This window comes from Pseudomonas sp. MF5691 (genome assembly GCF_016405645.1).
Lineage (GTDB): Bacteria > Pseudomonadota > Gammaproteobacteria > Pseudomonadales > Pseudomonadaceae > Aquipseudomonas > Aquipseudomonas shahriarae.
Window position 1 is genome coordinate 1 of sequence record NZ_JAEKDC010000016.1, and the last position, 15280, is coordinate 15280.

The 15280-nt window shown below is 60.9% G+C and carries 13 protein-coding genes; 3 read left to right on the plus strand and 10 right to left on the minus strand.

Annotated elements, in window-relative coordinates; genetic code table 11:
- Nucleotides 1-182: 182 nt before the first annotated feature.
- The 7 genes from JFT44_RS20565 to JFT44_RS20595 all read right to left on the minus strand — a co-directional run bounded on the left by JFT44_RS20565 (nucleotide 183) and on the right by JFT44_RS20595 (nucleotide 8531).
- Nucleotides 183-362, minus strand: a complete 180-nt coding sequence (locus tag JFT44_RS20565; protein ID WP_198831082.1) for a hypothetical protein — start codon at nucleotides 360-362, stop codon at nucleotides 183-185.
- Nucleotides 359-1462 (minus strand): PepSY domain-containing protein, encoded by a 1104-nt coding sequence (locus JFT44_RS20570; protein ID WP_198831083.1) that lies wholly within the window; start codon nucleotides 1460-1462, stop codon nucleotides 359-361. The genes JFT44_RS20565 and JFT44_RS20570 overlap by 4 nt, the downstream gene beginning before the upstream one ends.
- A gap of 61 nt (nucleotides 1463-1523) precedes the next feature.
- Nucleotides 1524-3953: a TonB-dependent siderophore receptor gene (locus tag JFT44_RS20575; protein WP_198831084.1), complete on the minus strand. Its 2430-nt coding sequence runs from the start codon at nucleotides 3951-3953 to the stop codon at nucleotides 1524-1526.
- A gap of 236 nt (nucleotides 3954-4189) precedes the next feature.
- Nucleotides 4190-5185 carry a FecR domain-containing protein gene (locus JFT44_RS20580; protein ID WP_057960820.1) on the minus strand — a complete coding sequence of 332 codons (996 nt, stop codon included), beginning with the start codon at nucleotides 5183-5185 and terminating at the stop codon, nucleotides 4190-4192.
- On the minus strand, nucleotides 5182-5700 hold the full coding sequence (locus JFT44_RS20585) for an RNA polymerase sigma factor (protein WP_057440283.1): 519 nt from the start codon (nucleotides 5698-5700) through the stop codon (nucleotides 5182-5184). The genes JFT44_RS20580 and JFT44_RS20585 overlap by 4 nt, the downstream gene beginning before the upstream one ends.
- A 204-nt stretch (nucleotides 5701-5904) precedes the next feature.
- Complete coding sequence (locus JFT44_RS20590) at nucleotides 5905-6612, minus strand: PolC-type DNA polymerase III (protein WP_120734256.1); 708 nt, start codon at nucleotides 6610-6612, stop codon at nucleotides 5905-5907.
- The gene (locus tag JFT44_RS20595; protein WP_169990378.1) at nucleotides 6609-8531 is read right to left on the minus strand and encodes a putative nucleotidyltransferase substrate binding domain-containing protein; all 1923 of its coding nucleotides are present in this window, start codon (nucleotides 8529-8531) and stop codon (nucleotides 6609-6611) included. Before JFT44_RS20595 ends, JFT44_RS20590 begins: the two co-directional genes overlap by 4 nt.
- A gap of 247 nt (nucleotides 8532-8778) precedes the next feature.
- Here JFT44_RS20595 and JFT44_RS20600 point away from each other — a divergent pair, with 247 nt between their 5' ends.
- Together JFT44_RS20600 and JFT44_RS20605 are read left to right on the plus strand one after the other, a co-directional pair.
- Nucleotides 8779-9225, plus strand: coding sequence for a response regulator (locus JFT44_RS20600; protein WP_057440286.1), 447 nt, complete (start codon nucleotides 8779-8781; stop codon nucleotides 9223-9225).
- Between the two features lie 130 nt (nucleotides 9226-9355).
- The gene (locus tag JFT44_RS20605; RefSeq protein WP_057960818.1) at nucleotides 9356-9742 is read left to right on the plus strand and encodes a hypothetical protein; all 387 of its coding nucleotides are present in this window, start codon (nucleotides 9356-9358) and stop codon (nucleotides 9740-9742) included.
- A 60-nt stretch (nucleotides 9743-9802) separates the two neighbouring features.
- Here JFT44_RS20605 and JFT44_RS20610 read toward each other — a convergent pair whose 3' ends face one another.
- Nucleotides 9803-11980, minus strand: a complete 2178-nt coding sequence (locus JFT44_RS20610; RefSeq protein ID WP_057440287.1) for a malate synthase G — start codon at nucleotides 11978-11980, stop codon at nucleotides 9803-9805.
- Nucleotides 11981-12500: 520 nt separating this feature from the next.
- Between JFT44_RS20610 and JFT44_RS20615 the strand changes: the two genes are divergently transcribed.
- Nucleotides 12501-13019 carry a glycine cleavage system protein R gene (locus JFT44_RS20615; protein WP_057440288.1) on the plus strand — a complete coding sequence of 173 codons (519 nt, stop codon included), beginning with the start codon at nucleotides 12501-12503 and terminating at the stop codon, nucleotides 13017-13019.
- 222 nt (nucleotides 13020-13241) lie between these two features.
- Here JFT44_RS20615 and rarD read toward each other — a convergent pair whose 3' ends face one another.
- Both rarD and JFT44_RS20625 read right to left on the minus strand, forming a co-directional pair.
- Entirely contained in the window at nucleotides 13242-14126 is an 885-nt protein-coding gene (gene rarD, locus JFT44_RS20620) for an EamA family transporter RarD (protein ID WP_057960816.1), read from the minus strand.
- Between the two features lie 115 nt (nucleotides 14127-14241).
- Entirely contained in the window at nucleotides 14242-15216 is a 975-nt protein-coding gene (locus tag JFT44_RS20625; protein ID WP_032858595.1) for a serine/threonine protein kinase, read from the minus strand.
- Nucleotides 15217-15280 lie beyond the last annotated feature (64 nt).

A 15280-nucleotide genomic window follows, 5' to 3' on the forward strand; every position in this document is an offset into this window, starting at 1 on the left:
CGACTCAAGCCCTGGTCATCATTGGCCGCAAGCTGGCGCGCATCGCCTTTTCGCTCATGAAAAACCTGAGCGAATACCAGTCAAAAGCGGTTTGGGGGGCTTCCCCAAAACCATAGAATCTCCCACATTTTGATGTGTGAACACTGCCAACTGTGGCAGCTGGCTTGCCTGTGATGGCGTCCTCACGGTCGCCGCAGCAACCCCCAGACACCGATTACCGACGGGATCCCCAGCCCAACCCAGCTCAGGGAATCCCAACCCCCATCCCCCAGCAACGCCGCAAACAGTCCGGCAGCACTGAGCAGCCCGATCCCCAGTGGCACCCCGAACACCTTCCAGAAATTCGATTGCCTTGGCCTCATGACTTGGCCGCCTTGCGCCGCACCAGCCATAGGTATACGCCGCTGCCCAGCACGATGATGGTCAGCACATCCAGCACCGCCCAGAGGATTTTCATCGGCATGCCGCCATAGTCGCCAAAGTGCAGGGGCTGGGACATGCCCATGGCGTCCATGTACCACGGCCGCCCGGCCACGGCGGTGATACTCAGGTCGCTGGCGTCGATCAGCACCGGGGTCAGCAGGTGCGAGGTCAGGTGCGTGCTGCCTTTCATAAACACTGCGTAATGGTGCTCGCTGGAAAAGCGCGTACCGGGGAACGCAATAAAGTCTGGGGTCATGCCCGGCGCGGCCTGCTCAGCAATCTTCAGCAGGTCGGTGGCCGGCGCACGCGAGGTCAGCGGTGGCGCGTTCTTATAGGGCTCGATCATCGCGGTGAGGCTGTCACTGCGCCATGCGGCGATGATCAAGTCGGCACTGGCGCTGATCACCCCGGTGACGCCCACCACCAGGGCCCAGGTCAGGGTGACAACGCCGATCAGGTTATGCAGGTCCAGCCAGCGCAGGCGTGTGGACTTGTCCTGGCGCACCGTGGCGAACTTCAAGCGCCGCATAAAGGGCAGGTACAACACCGTGCCGGAAACAATCGCCAGCACAAACAGCACGCCCATAAAAGCCAGCAGCAACTTGCCCGGCAGGCCGGCGAACATATCCACATGCAGGCGCAGCAGGAACATCGTCAAGCCGCCATTGGCCGACGGCATCTCCACGCTTTCCCCGGTGCGCGCATCGAGCATAAAGGTGTGGGACGAATTGGGCTCGGTGCCGGCGGTGGCCGCCATGATCGCAACCACCCCGTTCTTGTCGTCCTCATCCCAGGCCAGGTACTGCATGGCTTCGCCCGGGCGATGGGCCTGGGCCTTGGCCACCAGTTGCTCAAGGTTGAGCTGCGGAGTATCGGCCGGCATCTGCTTGAGCTCGGGTTCGTTGCCCAGCAGGTGATCGATCTCGTGGTGAAAGATCAACGGCAAGCCGGTCAGCGCCAGCATCAACAGGAACACTGTGCAGATCAGGCTGGTCCAGGTGTGGATGAAGGACCAGCGGCGGATGGTTGTGCTTTTCATTTTCTAGCCTTCAGACACACCAAAGCCGCCCACGGGGCGGCCTGGTTGTTAACTCAGCCGATTACCACTGGTAAGTGGCACTGGCGACGACGCTGCGCTGATCACCGTAGTAGCAGTAGGAGGCATCACAGGTGGAGATGTACTGCTTGTCGAACAGGTTGGTGGCGTTCAGTTTTACCGAGGCACCTTTGAGGCTGTTGTCCAGGCGGCCTAGGTCGTAATGCACCGCACCGTCGAATACGGTGTAGGCATCAGCCTTGCCTAGCCAGGTATTGCCTTGGTCGCCGTAGGTGTTGCCGGTGTAGCGGGCCCCAAAGCCGATACCGAAACCGTCGAGCACACCGTCGTGCCAGGTGTAGTCGGTCCACAGGGAGGCTTGCTGGTTGGGTATCAGTTGCAGGCGGTTGCCTTTGTAGATGCCTGTTTGCACCTCGGATTTGGCCAGGGTGTAGGCGGCGATGACCTTGAGGTTCTCGGTCACGTCAGACACCGCTTCCAGTTCCAGGCCCTTGACCTTGACTTCGCCGGCCTGGTCGGTGATCGACTGGCCGCCTGAGCCGGTTCTAGTCACCAGCACGTTTTTCTGGGTCAAGTCGTAAACCGCGGCGCTGAGCAGAGTGTTGCTGCCGGGCGGCTGGTACTTGACCCCTAACTCCCATTGCTTGCCTTCGGTGGGCTTGTACGACTTGACCGGGTCTGCGCTGGCGTTGCTCGCGGGTTGGAACGATTCGGCGTAGGACAGGTAGGGGACAAAGCCCGAATCGAATACATAACTCAGTGCGGCGTTGCCACTGAAGTTCTTGCTGCGGTCAGTGTTGGTAGCGTCTTGCTTGTTGAGGTACGTGGTGCCCTGATGAACCCAGTCTTCACGGCCGCCGAGAGTCAGGCGCCACTTGTCGAGGGCCATCTGGTCCTGAGCGTAGAGGCCGGTCTGCACAGTTTTCTGGTTGTAGTCGTAATAGGCCGCTGAGCGCAAAGGACGCTCTACTGGCTTAGTGTTGGCCGGGTTGAAGAGGTTGACCCTCCCGCCGTCACCGTAAATCGACAGGTACGAGGTGTCGGTGCGTTGGTGGTCCAGTCCCAGCAGCAGGGTGTGGGTGATATCACCAGTAGCAAAGTCAGCCTGGAAATTGTTGTCCACCGCGAACTGACCGATGTTCTCGTCGACGTTGGTCGAGATGCGGTTCATGTTTCCCGCAGAATCAACCGGAGCATAACCATAGGCACCGACAGTCAACTGCTGAAACGACAACTCCGACTTGGTGTAACGCAGGTTTTGCTTGAACTGCCAGGTATCGTTGAAACGATGTTCAAAGGCATAGCCCAATGCGTAATAGGTACGGTCGTAGAACTCGTAGTCCGGGTCACCCAGGTTCTTATGGTGCGAGACCTCACCCAGCGGTGATTTGATCTTGGTGCCCACGATCGGCAGGAACTGGCTGGTGGCGCCGGTATCGTCGCGAGTGAACTGCGAGAGCACGGTCAGCTTGGTATCGGGATCAATGTTCCAGGTCAGGCTGGGCGCAATGTTGTAGCGCTTGTTGTCGATGTGATCGACCTGGGTGCCGGCATCGCGCACCACGCCGCTTAGGCCATAAAGAAACTGACCTTCATCGTCAATCTTGCCGGTGCTGGCGAAGTTGATCTGGCGATAGTTGTCGCTGCCGTATTGCACCTGGATGGCATTGCTCGATTCCGCGCTGGGGCGCCGGCTGACCATATCCAGCAGACCGCCTGGCGGGGTCTGGCCGTAGACCGACGAGGCCGGGCCGCGCAGTAGGGCGAGACGATCAAGGTTCCAGGTTTCCGCTTTCGGGTTGGCGTACACACCGCGAGGCAATGGCAGGCCATCGAGGAAATGGGTGGGTTCGAAGCCACGCACACGCATCCAGTCGTAGCGGGTATCACTGCCGTAGCTGGCGGACACGATTCCCGGCATGTATTTGACCGCGTCATCCAGGTTCTGAACGTTGCGGTCCAGCATTTGCTGGCGGGTGGCCACGGAAATCGAGCGGGGTGCTTCTACCAGGGCCGTATCAGTCTTGCTCCCCGCCGCCGTCCGCGTAGCAACATAACCCTCCACCGGCCCCCACGCGCTCTCGTAATTCCCCTGCCCGGTGATATTGGTCTCCGGCAGCGACACCACACCCTCTGGAATTGCCACCAGGGTGTAGGTGCCTGCGCTGCTCTGCTCCAACTGCAACCCCGTCCCACGCAGGGCCTCGCGCAGTGCGCCCGGTGCATCGAACTGGCCCTTGACCGGGGCCGAGGTCTTGCCGGCGGCCAGTGCTGGGCTGAGGGTCAGGGGGAGGCCAGCCTGGCTGGCGATCTGGTTCAGGGTGCTGGCCAATGGCGCAGCCGGCAGGTTGTAGGCGCGCACACTGGACGCCTGTTCGGCGGCGAACAGCGAGGTGCTGGTCAGCGGGGCGCTGAGGGCGATGGCCACGGCTAGCAGGCTGGGGCGCAACAAGGTGTCTAATGTGCGGGACATAGGGCGGCTCCGGAATGGAAATATTTCTCAATTGCCTAGGTGCCGGACGAGAATCAAAAAGTGATAGGGCCAAGTGAAAATAAATCTGTGAATGCTCACGCGCTCTTCGTAGCTTTTGCAGTCGGCGAAGCGATTGAGGTTGAGTGCACCGGCCACCCCGCAGCGCAGTCGGCATTCAGCGACCAGCGCCTCGGTAGCGGGGGCGCAGAGGGCTTTGTTTTCGACATTGCCTTTATTCAATTATTGCTAACGGAACCGTCTGGCACGGGCCTGGCGGCCACGTTAATCCACCACGGCGTATGTTGCTCGATCTGCACCGGCAGGGTCGGCAGCAGCGCGTTAAGCGCCAGCGTGGTGTCGTGCAGCGGGAAGCTGCCGGTGATGCGCAGGTCGGCGACGTTTTTATCCACACCCAGGTAGCCGGTGCGGTAGCGCGCCAGTTCCTCGACCACATCCCCCAGCCGCGCGTTGTCCACCACCAGCATGCCGCGGGTCCAGGCGTCGGTGCCGGGGGTTACGGCCAGCGACGGGCCGAGGCTGTTACGGCGCATCAGCACTTGCTGGCCTTCCTTGAACACCTGCTCCTGGTGCAACGCCTCGGGCTGCGCCGCAACCGCCGACTGCAACACGCTGAGCCGCGTGCCGTCGTCCTCGCGCTTGACGATAAACCGCGTACCCAGGGCGCGCAGGCTGCCGTCGCGGGTTTCGACAACAAAGGGGCGCCCATCGTTGTGCCCGGTTTCGACGAAGATCTCACCTTCCTGCAGCACGATTACTCGGCGCTTTTCGTCAAAACGCACGTCAATGGCGCTGTGGGTGTTGAGGTTGATCAGGGTGCCATCTGCCAGTTTCAGCGTGCGCTGTTCACCGGTGGCGGTGCGTTGGTCGGCCAGCCAGTAGTTGATCGGCACGTAGCGCTGGCCGGCGAACACCGCCAGGCCGCAGACCAGCACCACACTGGCCAGGCCGCTGCCGAGCTTGCGCACCCGTTGCCGAATGCCTTCGCGCGATTGCAGCAGCGCCGCCCGTGCCGGGCCGCTGGCCACGCTGAAGCGCTGGTCGAGCATGCCCAGTTGGCGCCAGGCGCGGGCGTGTTCTTCGCTGCTGGCCAGCCATTTGTTGAATGCTTCATGCTCCACGGCGCTGCTGTCCCCGGAGTCCAGGGACAGTTGCCAGGCAATCGCCGCATCCAGCACCCGTGCGCTGACCGGTCTGGAACTGACCTGGCTCACAACGGCTGGCCATACAGGGCGATGTAGCACTGGCGGATCCCCTGAGCCAGATATTGCCGTACCCGGGGCACCGACACGCCGAGGCGCTGGGCGATCTCGGCATGGCCCAGGCCGTCCAGGCGGTTATAGAGGAACGCGGCGCGGGCCTTGCTGGACAGCTTGCCAAGCAGGCGGTCGATGGCTTTGAGGTCTTCGAGGATCAGGTGCTGTTCTTCCGGGGAAGGCTGTTCGCTTTCCGGGATCAGCATCAGTTCGGTGAGGTAGGCCTGTTCCAGCGCGGCGCGGCGAAAGTAGTCGAACAACAGGCCCTTTGCGACAGCCACCAGAAACGCCCGGGGTTCGCGGGGTTCACGCAGTTCTTCACGGCCCAGCAGGCGCATGAAGGTGTCCTGGCTCAGGTCCTCGGCACGACTGGGGCAGGCCACGTTGCGCCGCAGCCACGCCAGCAGCCAGCCGCGATGGTCACGGTACAACGTGCCAACAAGCTCACTGTGGGGACTTTGGGCTGACGACAAGGCATCACCAATCGAGATGTTTAAACTAACGAGAATTATTCGCGATTGTGGCAGAGGTGGCGGATGGGTGCAATTGGCGTTGGTCGGGCGGGACGGATGTTGCTGAGGGGGCTTGCTCCCGTTTCAGGGCCGCTTCGCGCCCCAACGGGAGCAAGCTCCCTCGCCACAGGTTACCGATTGCCTCTCTTAACTGAGCGGCAGCCGTTAGAAGGAAGGGGCTTGTTTGCGACGTTTCCACTGGCTCAGGCGTTGTTGCAACGCGGCAGGGCTGTCCAGCCCTTGCTGGCGGGCACGGCTGAATAGAATCAACATCAACTCTGCGGTGGCCAGGGCATCGGCGCTGGCGTGATGGCGTTCGCCCACTTGCAGGTTGAAATGGGCAATCCAGTCATCCAGGCCGGCTTCGCGGATATGCGCCTGGGGGCACAGCATGGGCGCCAGGTCTGCCACGTCGAGGAACGGATGGGTCAGGCGATAACCCAGGCTGTCCTTGAGCGCTCGGCCAAGCATGTGCTGGTCGAATGGTGCGTGGAACGCCAGCAGCGGGCTGTCGCCGACAAAGTCCATGAAGTCCAGTAACGCCTCGGCTGGATCGCATCCGGCAGCGATCGCACTGGGGCCCAGGCCATGGATCAGCACGCTGGGGCTGATTTTGTTGTCGGCCCGTTGCAGGGTACGTTCGAACTGCTGGGAAAAGTCGACCGCGCCGTCTTCGATCACCACCGCGCCAATCGACAGCACCTGGTCGCGATTGAGGTTCAGGCCGCTGGTTTCCAGGTCCAGTACCACCCAGCGCTGCTCGCGCAGACTGTGTTCGCCGAGTGCCTTGGGGGCAGCCAGTTGTTGCAGGCGCGCCTGTTGCTGGGCATTCAGGCCTGGCCGGGCAGGGCGCAGCCAACTGAACAGGCTCACAGCTGATACCTCAGGGCCAGGCTGCTTTGCAGGCGTTGGGCCTGGCGCAGGGACTCACGCAGGATGCGCCGGTCCAGGTGGTTGAGGCTGTCGGGGTCGACCCGGTTGGAGTAGGGCTGGTTCTCGCGGGTTTGCAACTGGTGCTGCTGCATACGGGTTTGCTGGATAAAGTGGTAGGCCTCTTCATAGGCCGCGCCGTCCAGGCGTTCGATCACCTCTTTATCCACCAGCTGACGCAAGCGCTCCAGGGTGTTGTTGGTGGCGATGCCATTGGCCAGGGCCAGCAGGCGGGCACCGTCGACGAAGGGCGTGAGGCCCTGCACCTTGAGGTCGAGGGTGGCCTTGTCCGAGCCTTTGCGCGTCAGCACGAAGTCACGGAAACGCCCCACCGGCGGGCGCTGGCGCAAGGCGTTCTCGGCCATCATCCGTTGGAACAGGCGATTGTCCGCCACTTGCTCAAGCATGCCCTGGCGCAGTTGCTCGCAGCCTTGCTCATCGCCCCACACCACCCGCAGGTCGAAGTAGATGCTGGACTTGAGCAGGTTCTCTGGCGTCGCTTCGCGGATAAATGCGGCAAAGCGCCGGGCCCATTCGGCACGGGACAGGCACAGCTCGGGGTTGCCGGCCATGATATTGCCCTTGCACAGGGTGAAACCGCACAGCGCCAGGCTTTGATTGATTTGCTGCGCCAGGGGCAACAGCAGGCCACGAATCTCGGCGGCGTGGGCGGCATCGCGGGCATCGAACAGGATGCCGTTGTCCTGGTCGGTGTGCAGCGTCTGCTCACGGCGGCCTTCGCTGCCAAAACACAGCCAACTGAATGGCACGCCGGGGTCGCCCTTGTCTGCGATGCTCAGCTCGATGACCCGGCATACCGTGTGATCGTTGAGCAGGGTGATGATATGGGTGATCTGGGTCGAGGACGCGCCGTGGGCCAGCATGCGCTCCACCAATTGGCTGATCTCGCCACGGATCGCCACCAGGTTTTCCACCCGTGGTGCATTGCGGATGGTGCGTGCCAGGTGGACCAGGTCAACCCGTTGCAGGGAAAACAGATCGCGCTCGGACACCACTCCACACAGGCGCCGGTCCTTGACCAGGCACACATGGGCGATATGCCGTTCGGTCATGGCAATCGCCGCGTCGAAGGCGCTGTGATCCGGGCTGAGGAAGAAGGGCGCCTGGGTCATATGCTGTTCGATGGCCTGGGTGAAATCGCTGGTGCCTTCGGCCACGACATGGCGCAGGTCACGCAGGGTGAAAATCCCCAGGGGCGCCTTGTGTTCATCGACCACCACAATGCTGCCGACCTGCTGCTCATGCATCAGTGTGACCGCCTCACGCAGCGGCGTCCGCGGTCTGCAGGTCACGGGGTGACGCATGGCCAACTCGCCCAGGCGGGTGTTCAACGAATACTGGGTGCCGAGGGTTTCCACGGCCTTTTGCTGGACTTGCTGGTTGACCTGGTCCAACAGGCTGCTGACCCCACGCAAGGCAAAGTCGCGAAACGGTCCGGACAGGGCAAACAACTTGATAAACGCCGGCTTGTTCAATTGCAGGCAGAACGTGTCTTCGGCGGCCTTGTGCTCAGTTCGCGTCGCCCGTTCCCCCAGTAGCGCGGCCAGGGGGAAGCATTCGCCGGTGGTGATTTCGAAGGTGGTTTGCGCCGAATCCGGCCGCTCGCCGATCACCCGCCCCTGTTTGACGATGTAGAAGTGCTCCACAGGGCCTGCCGACGGTTTGAGAATGCTCTCGCCGGGGCCGTAGAAGCGCAACTGGCACTGCTCCACCAGAAACGCCAGGTGGGCGTTTTCCATCTGATTGAACGGAGGGAAGCGTTGCAGGAATTGCAGGGTGCCGTGAATGTTCTGCAATACCGCAGTTTTCCCTGCCTGGGTGAAAGCATCAGCTTTACTCATAACCATGACCGCAGTTTTTTTGTCGTTATCGTCCCTCATGGTCGACCCCCACGCGGCGGGTGCCCATTGGACGTAAGTCTAGGTAGCTATCCGGCCTTCAATGACTAGGGAAAAACCTTACATGAATATCGTCCAGACCCCGTAGAACGCCCACTAGGAAAACTATCCGACGAAGTGCACATTGTTCGCCCTTCCGGTGATGTCTGACTTCTGTGCTGGGAGATTGAGTGCAACTGCTGAGAAATATATGCCCGACCAAGATATTTTGAGCGATGCCGAGCGCGAGGCGTTAAGCGCCGTGATGCTGGAGCCTGATCTACCGCCGCAGCGGGTACTGATCGTTGATGACGATAAAGATGCCCGTGAACTGTTGGCGGAGATTCTTGGGCTGGATGGCATTCGCTGCATGACGGCAGACAGCGGCGAGGCGGCCTGGGAACTCTTGAATGCCAGCACATCCATTGGTTTGTTGATCACCGATTTGCGCATGGCGCCCAGCAACGGCCTGGAACTGATCCGCAAAGTACGCGAGTCCACCCGGGCTGCGTTGCCGATCATCATCATGTCGGGGGATGCCGAGGCACCGGACGTGATCGACGCGATGCACCTGAGCGTGGTGGACTTTTTGCTCAAGCCGATTGATAGCGTGAAGTTGGCGAAGATGGTCAAACGCGAGCTGGGGATGGCGCAGTAGGGGGTGTTTTTACCGTTGGTCAGTACTGTCAGATTTCACAGTATCGGCGGTTTGAGTGGCGCTTGTTTAATCGTTGGGAGGGAGCTGGTTTGGGATCAGCGCCTCTAAATGACGCGAACAGGAGTTCATTATGAGTACTGAAAAAAACAACCCGCAACACAGCGCTAATATTCACGCCTCTATCAATGGTCAGCAGGAGGTATTTTCTCCGAATCAGTTTTTTGGTATCCCTTCCCAGGTCAGAATGGACACAGATATTACTACCCACCTGACAATTAATTACGGCCAGGACCTGAAGAACGGGACTCATACCCTGACGCATACTCAGTTTGGAATTGAATATTTAGATGCAACCGGAAGCACATTCACTCATCCAGTTGCAGGCACCATCGTTGTGAAAGTCGTCGGTAATAACCATACCGGTCAGTTGATCGGCTTGAAGGTTGACGGAACGGGCTCAGGGCAAGGCAGTAAGTTGGAGCTGTCGGGTAGTTACCTGATTGTGGTTTCAGGTTAAGCCTTGCAACATAAAAAAGCCCCGGTCATAGGACCGGGGCTTTTTCATTTCAATGACCAGTTACAAACCATTCTTGGCCTTGAACTCCCTACGCCGACGATGCAACACCGGCTCGGTATAACCATTGGGCTGCTTGGTCCCTTCAATCACCAACTCCACCGCGGCCTGGAACGCGATATTGCTGTCGAAATCCGGTGCCAGCGGGCGGTACAGCGCATCACCGGCATTCTGCCGATCCACCACCGGCGCCATGCGCTTGAGGCTTTCCATGACCTGGGCTTCGCTGACCACGCCATGGCGCAGCCAGTTGGCAATGTGCTGGCTGGAAATACGCAGGGTGGCGCGGTCTTCCATCAGGCCCACATCGTTGATGTCTGGTACTTTCGAGCAACCCACGCCCTGGTCGATCCAGCGCACCACATAGCCGAGGATGCCCTGGGCGTTGTTGTCCAGTTCGTTGCGGATTTCTTCCTCGGACCAGTCGGTATTCTGCGCCAGGGGGATGGTCAGGATGTCGTCCACCGACGCGCGTTCGCGCTTGGCCAGTTCAGCCTGGCGGGCGAATACATCGACCTTGTGGTAATGCAGCGCGTGCAATGCTGCGGCGGTCGGCGACGGCACCCAAGCGGTGTTGGCACCGGCCAGCGGGTGCGCGATTTTCTGCTCGAGCATGGCCGCCATCAGGTCGGGCATGGCCCACATGCCTTTACCGATCTGCGCACGGCCTTGCAGGCCGGTGCTCAGGCCGATATCGACGTTCCAGTTCTCGTAGGCGCCGATCCATTTTTCGGCCTTCATGGCAGCTTTGCGCACCATCGCGCCCGCTTCCATGGAGGTGTGGATTTCGTCGCCGGTACGGTCGAGGAAGCCGGTGTTGATAAACACCACGCGCTCGCTGGCCGCCTTGATGCAGGCCTTGAGGTTGACCGTGGTACGGCGTTCCTCGTCCATGATCCCGACCTTGAGGGTGTTGCGCGGCAGGTTCAGTACGTCTTCGATGCGGCCGAACAGCTCGTTGGTGAACGCCGCTTCTTCCGGGCCGTGCATTTTCGGTTTAACGATGTACACGGAGCCTGTGCGGCTGTTCTTGCGGCTGTTGTTGCCATTGAGGCTGTGGATCGCCGCCAGGCTGGTGATCAAGCCATCGAGGATGCCTTCGGGCACTTCATTGCCCTGGGCGTCGAGGATCGCGTCGATGGTCATCAGGTGGCCAACGTTGCGCACGAACAACAGCGAACGACCATGCAAGGTCACGGCATTACCATCGACACCGGTGTAGGTGCGGTCGGCGTTCATGGTGCGGGTGAAGGTCTTGCCGCCCTTGGCCACTTCTTCGGCCAGGTCGCCCTTCATCAGGCCGAGCCAGTTGCGGTAGATCACCACTTTGTCATCGGCATCGACGGCGGCAACGGAGTCTTCGCAGTCCATGATGGTGGTCAGCGCGGCTTCCATCAGGATGTCTTTGACGCCGGCGGCGTCGGTCTGGCCGACCGGGGTGCTGGCGTCAACCTGGATTTCGAAATGCAGGCCGTTGTGCTTCAACAAGAGTGCGATGGGCTGGGCGGCGTCGCCCTGGTAGCCGATCAACTGGGCGTCGCTGCGCAGGCCGCTGTTGCTGCCGCCCTTGAGGCTGACCACCAGCTTGCCGTCGACGATCTTGTAGCCGGTGGAGTCAACGTGGCTGCCGGCGGTCAGCGGTGCGGCTTCGTCGAGGAAGGCACGGGCGAAGGCGATGACTTTGTCGCCACGCACCTTGTTGTAGCCCTGGCCTTTCTCGGCGCCGTTGGCTTCGCTGATGGCGTCAGTGCCATACAGTGCGTCGTACAGCGAGCCCCAGCGCGCGTTGGAGGCGTTGAGGGCGAACCGCGCATTCATCACCGGCACCACCAACTGCGGGCCGGCCATGCGGGCGATTTCGTCATCGACGTTTTGGGTGGTCGCCTGGAAATCCGCCGCTTCTGGCAGCAGGTAGCCGATATCTTGCAGGAAGGCTTTGTAGGCCACCGCGTCGTGGGCCTGGCCGGCATGGGTCTGGTGCCAGGTATCGATTCGCGCTTGGAAATCGTCGCGTTTGGCGAGTAGGGCTTTGTTCTTCGGTGCCAGGTCGTGGATGACCTTGTCGGCACCGGCCCAGAACTGGTCGGCGGTCAGGCCGGTACCGGGAATGGCTTCGTTGTTCACGAAGTCGAACAGGACTTTGGCGACCTGCAGGCCACCGACTTGAACGTGTTCAGTCATTGCTTGCCTCACTCTGCGGAGCTAATTCGCTTTTCAGCTTTTCAATTTACCAATGAAGCCTCTGGCCATTTAAACCACAAACCCGGCACCAGTACATGCCATCACGGCGGCTGGGTGGTTCCAATCAACGGCGCAAGGCTTGCTGACGGGGTGTTCGGGGTTACGACGGCGCCTGGGCAGACATCGACCTAACGTTATGTAGTGCGCGCCGAGGCATACTACATGATGAGTTGCGGTTGTGAAAATTAGACTAAATACGTCGTTTAGCGACCCACTTTGGTTGTACGGTCACAGCGGGGTATGGGATGTTCTCAAAAAACCAATGGATTGTTCCAGATAAATATAAAAATGGTACACGATTTGTTTTTCCTCACCGCCATGCGATCAATGTGGGAGCTGGCTTGCCTGCGATGGCCTCTACACCGCAGCACCCGCATCGCCGGCAAGCCAACTGCCACATGAGCCAACCGATACCCGTATCTGCCTATACTGGCTAATCCACAACAAGAGGGCTGTTGCCATGGACCATCTCGTACTCACCGTGATCGCCGCCGACAAACCCGGCGTGGTCGAACGTGTTGCCCACTGCATTGCCGAGCGCGGCGGCAACTGGCTGGAAAGTCGCATGGCCCATATGGCCGGGCAATTTGCCGGGATCCTGCGGGTCAGTGTGCCGATGGAAAACCGCAGTGAGTTGGTCAGCGCCCTGGAGGACCTGTCCACCCATGGCATCCGCGTGCTGGTGGGCGAGAGCAGCGGCGCGCAAGCCTCGGCGAGCAAACCGATCCTGATGACCCTGGTGGGCAATGACCGGCCGGGGATCGTGCGCGAGATCACCGCGCTGTTGAGCAAGCAAGGGGTCAACCTGGAACGCCTGAGCACCGACGTGCGTCCGGCGCCCATGAGCAGTGACCCGTTGTTTCACGCCGAGGCCGCGTTGGCGGTGCCGTCCAGCCTGGCACTGGACACGCTGCAAGCCGCCCTGGAAACCCTGGCCGATGATTTGATGGTGGAACTGCAACTGCGCAGCGAGGAATAACCGTCCACAGGGTTGTTCATCTAAATCTTGCATGGGCCTGTGGATAAGCTGTAGAGACCCGGCGCCAGGCCACGCCGGCCGCGGCGTGTAGTGTATTGAGCAAAAAACGAGCAATTTCAACGGCTTGTGCACAAACGCCGGGGATCAGGTTGTGGATAACCTTGGGGTGAAACCCTGTAAGCCACGCCGGCCGTGGTCTACAGGGTTTTGTACGTTATTTGATCAGCGTTTGCGCAGGCTCAGCCATGCATCAACGCTATACACCGCCAGCCCGGCCCAGATAAACACGAACGCCACCAGGCTGGCGGGGCTCATGTGTTCGTCGAACAACAGCACCGCTTGCAGCAGCACCAGGGTCGGCGCCAGGTACTGCAAAAAGCCCAGGGTGGTGTAGGGCAGATGCCGTGCCGCAGCGTTGAAGCAGACCAGGGGAATCAATGTCACCGGGCCTGCGGCCACCAGCCACCAGGCCTCGGAAGTACTCCAGAATGCCAGGTTGGCGCTATGGGCTGTGGGGTTGAGCAGCAGCCACGCCAGGGCAATCGGCACCAGCATCCAGGTTTCCACCACCAACCCGGGTAGCGCCTTGACCGGCGCTTGCTTGCGGATCAAGCCATAGAAACCAAAGGTCAGCGCCAGCACCAGCGACACCCACGGCAAGCTGCCGACCTGCCACACCTGTTGCGCAACGCCCACGGCGGCCAGCCCGACGGCCACCCACTGCAGGCGCCGCAGGCGTTCGCCGAGGAGCAGCATGCCCAGTAGTACGTTGACCAGCGGGTTGATGTAGTAACCCAGGCTGGCCTCCAGCATGCGCCCGCTGTTGACCGACCACACATAGGTCAGCCAGTTGCCCGCGATCAATGAGCCGCTCAACGCCAGGATCGCCAGGCGCTTGGGGTTGTCCCGCAGTTCGCGCCACCAGCCGGGGTGTTTCCACACCAGCAACAGCAAACCGCCGAACAGCGCCGACCACAGTACGCGGTGGACGATGATTTCGGCCGCCGGGACGCTGGCGATGGCTTTGAAGTAGAGCGGGAACAGGCCCCAGATGACGTAGGCACTCAGGCCCAGAATGTACCCGCGACGCGGGTTGGCGGCTTGCATGCAGAATCCTTGCTTAGGCAGCTAACAATGCCGCAATTGTAAGGATGTTTGTCAGGAAATGCGTGCTGACTTTTTGTGGCGAGGGCACAAGCCCCTCGCCACAGCGAGGCCAGTGTCAGAACAGTTTCAGGGGCTCTTCGTTGAGCGCCGACAATTGCTCGCGCAGCGCCAGCACCTGGTCGCCCCAATACCGCTCGCTGCCAAACCACGGGAAGCTGTGCGGAAATGCCGGGTCATCCCAGCGCCGTGCCAGCCACGCGCTGTAGTGCATCAGGCGCAGGGCACGTAGCGGCTCGATCAGCGCCAGTTCGCGGGGATCGAAGTCGTGGAATTCCTGGTAGCCATCCATCAGTTCCGACAACTGCCCCAGGCATTCCTGACGATCACCAGCAAGCATCATCCACAAATCCTGCACCGCCGGGCCCATGCGACAGTCATCGAGGTCGACGATATGGAACATCTCGTCGCGGCACATCATGTTGCCGGGGTGGCAGTCGCCATGCATGCGGATGTTCTTGTGCGGCGTGGCGCTGTACACATCCTCCACACGCTTGAGCAGGTCACGGGCCACGGATTCGTAGGCAGGCAACAGGCTCTTGGGGATGAAATTGCCTTCAAGCAAGGTGTTCAGGGAGTCGTGACCGAAGTTCTTCACGCCCAGGGCTTCGCGGTGCTCGAAAGGGCGGGTGGCGCCGACCGCATGCAAGCGCCCGAGCAACTGCCCGAGGCGGTACAGCTGATCGAGATTGCCCGGCTCCGGCGCCCGGCCGCCACGACGGGGGAACAGGGTGAAACGAAAGCCCGCGTGTTCGAACAGGCTTTCACCGTTATGGATCATCGGGGCGACGACCGGGACTTCGCACTCGGCCAGTTCGAAAGTAAAGCGGTGTTCTTCGAGGATCGCCTCGTTGGTCCAGCGCTGGGGGCGATAGAACTTGGCGATCAATGGCTCGGAGTCTTCGATGCCGACCTGATAGACGCGATTTTCGTAGCTGTTGAGCGCCAATACGCGAGCATCGCTGAGGAAACCGATGCTTTCGACAGCATCGAGAACCAGATCGGGGGTCAATGTTTCAAACGGGTGGGCCATGCGAACTCCTGCGCGCAGCAGGTCGCCGCGTCCGGCCGGGTATGGTATCGCACCGGGCCTAGGA

What these genes read in the sequence shown, in the direction of transcription:
- JFT44_RS20600 (WP_057440286.1), top strand. Translation starts at nt 8,779, where the DNA reads ATGCCCGACCAAGATATTTTGAGCGATGCCGAGCGCGAGGCGTTAAGC.
- rarD (WP_057960816.1), bottom strand. Translation starts at nt 14,126, where the DNA reads ATGCAAGCCGCCAACCCGCGTCGCGGGTACATTCTGGGCCTGAGTGCC.
- JFT44_RS20570 (WP_198831083.1), bottom strand. Translation starts at nt 1,462, where the DNA reads ATGAAAAGCACAACCATCCGCCGCTGGTCCTTCATCCACACCTGGACC.
- JFT44_RS20615 (WP_057440288.1), top strand. Translation starts at nt 12,501, where the DNA reads ATGGACCATCTCGTACTCACCGTGATCGCCGCCGACAAACCCGGCGTG.
- JFT44_RS20625 (WP_032858595.1), bottom strand. Translation starts at nt 15,216, where the DNA reads ATGGCCCACCCGTTTGAAACATTGACCCCCGATCTGGTTCTCGATGCT.
- JFT44_RS20595 (WP_169990378.1), bottom strand. Translation starts at nt 8,531, where the DNA reads ATGAGTAAAGCTGATGCTTTCACCCAGGCAGGGAAAACTGCGGTATTG.
- JFT44_RS20610 (WP_057440287.1), bottom strand. Translation starts at nt 11,980, where the DNA reads ATGACTGAACACGTTCAAGTCGGTGGCCTGCAGGTCGCCAAAGTCCTG.
- JFT44_RS20605 (WP_057960818.1), top strand. Translation starts at nt 9,356, where the DNA reads ATGAGTACTGAAAAAAACAACCCGCAACACAGCGCTAATATTCACGCC.
- JFT44_RS20575 (WP_198831084.1), bottom strand. Translation starts at nt 3,953, where the DNA reads ATGTCCCGCACATTAGACACCTTGTTGCGCCCCAGCCTGCTAGCCGTG.
- JFT44_RS20565 (WP_198831082.1), bottom strand. Translation starts at nt 362, where the DNA reads ATGAGGCCAAGGCAATCGAATTTCTGGAAGGTGTTCGGGGTGCCACTG.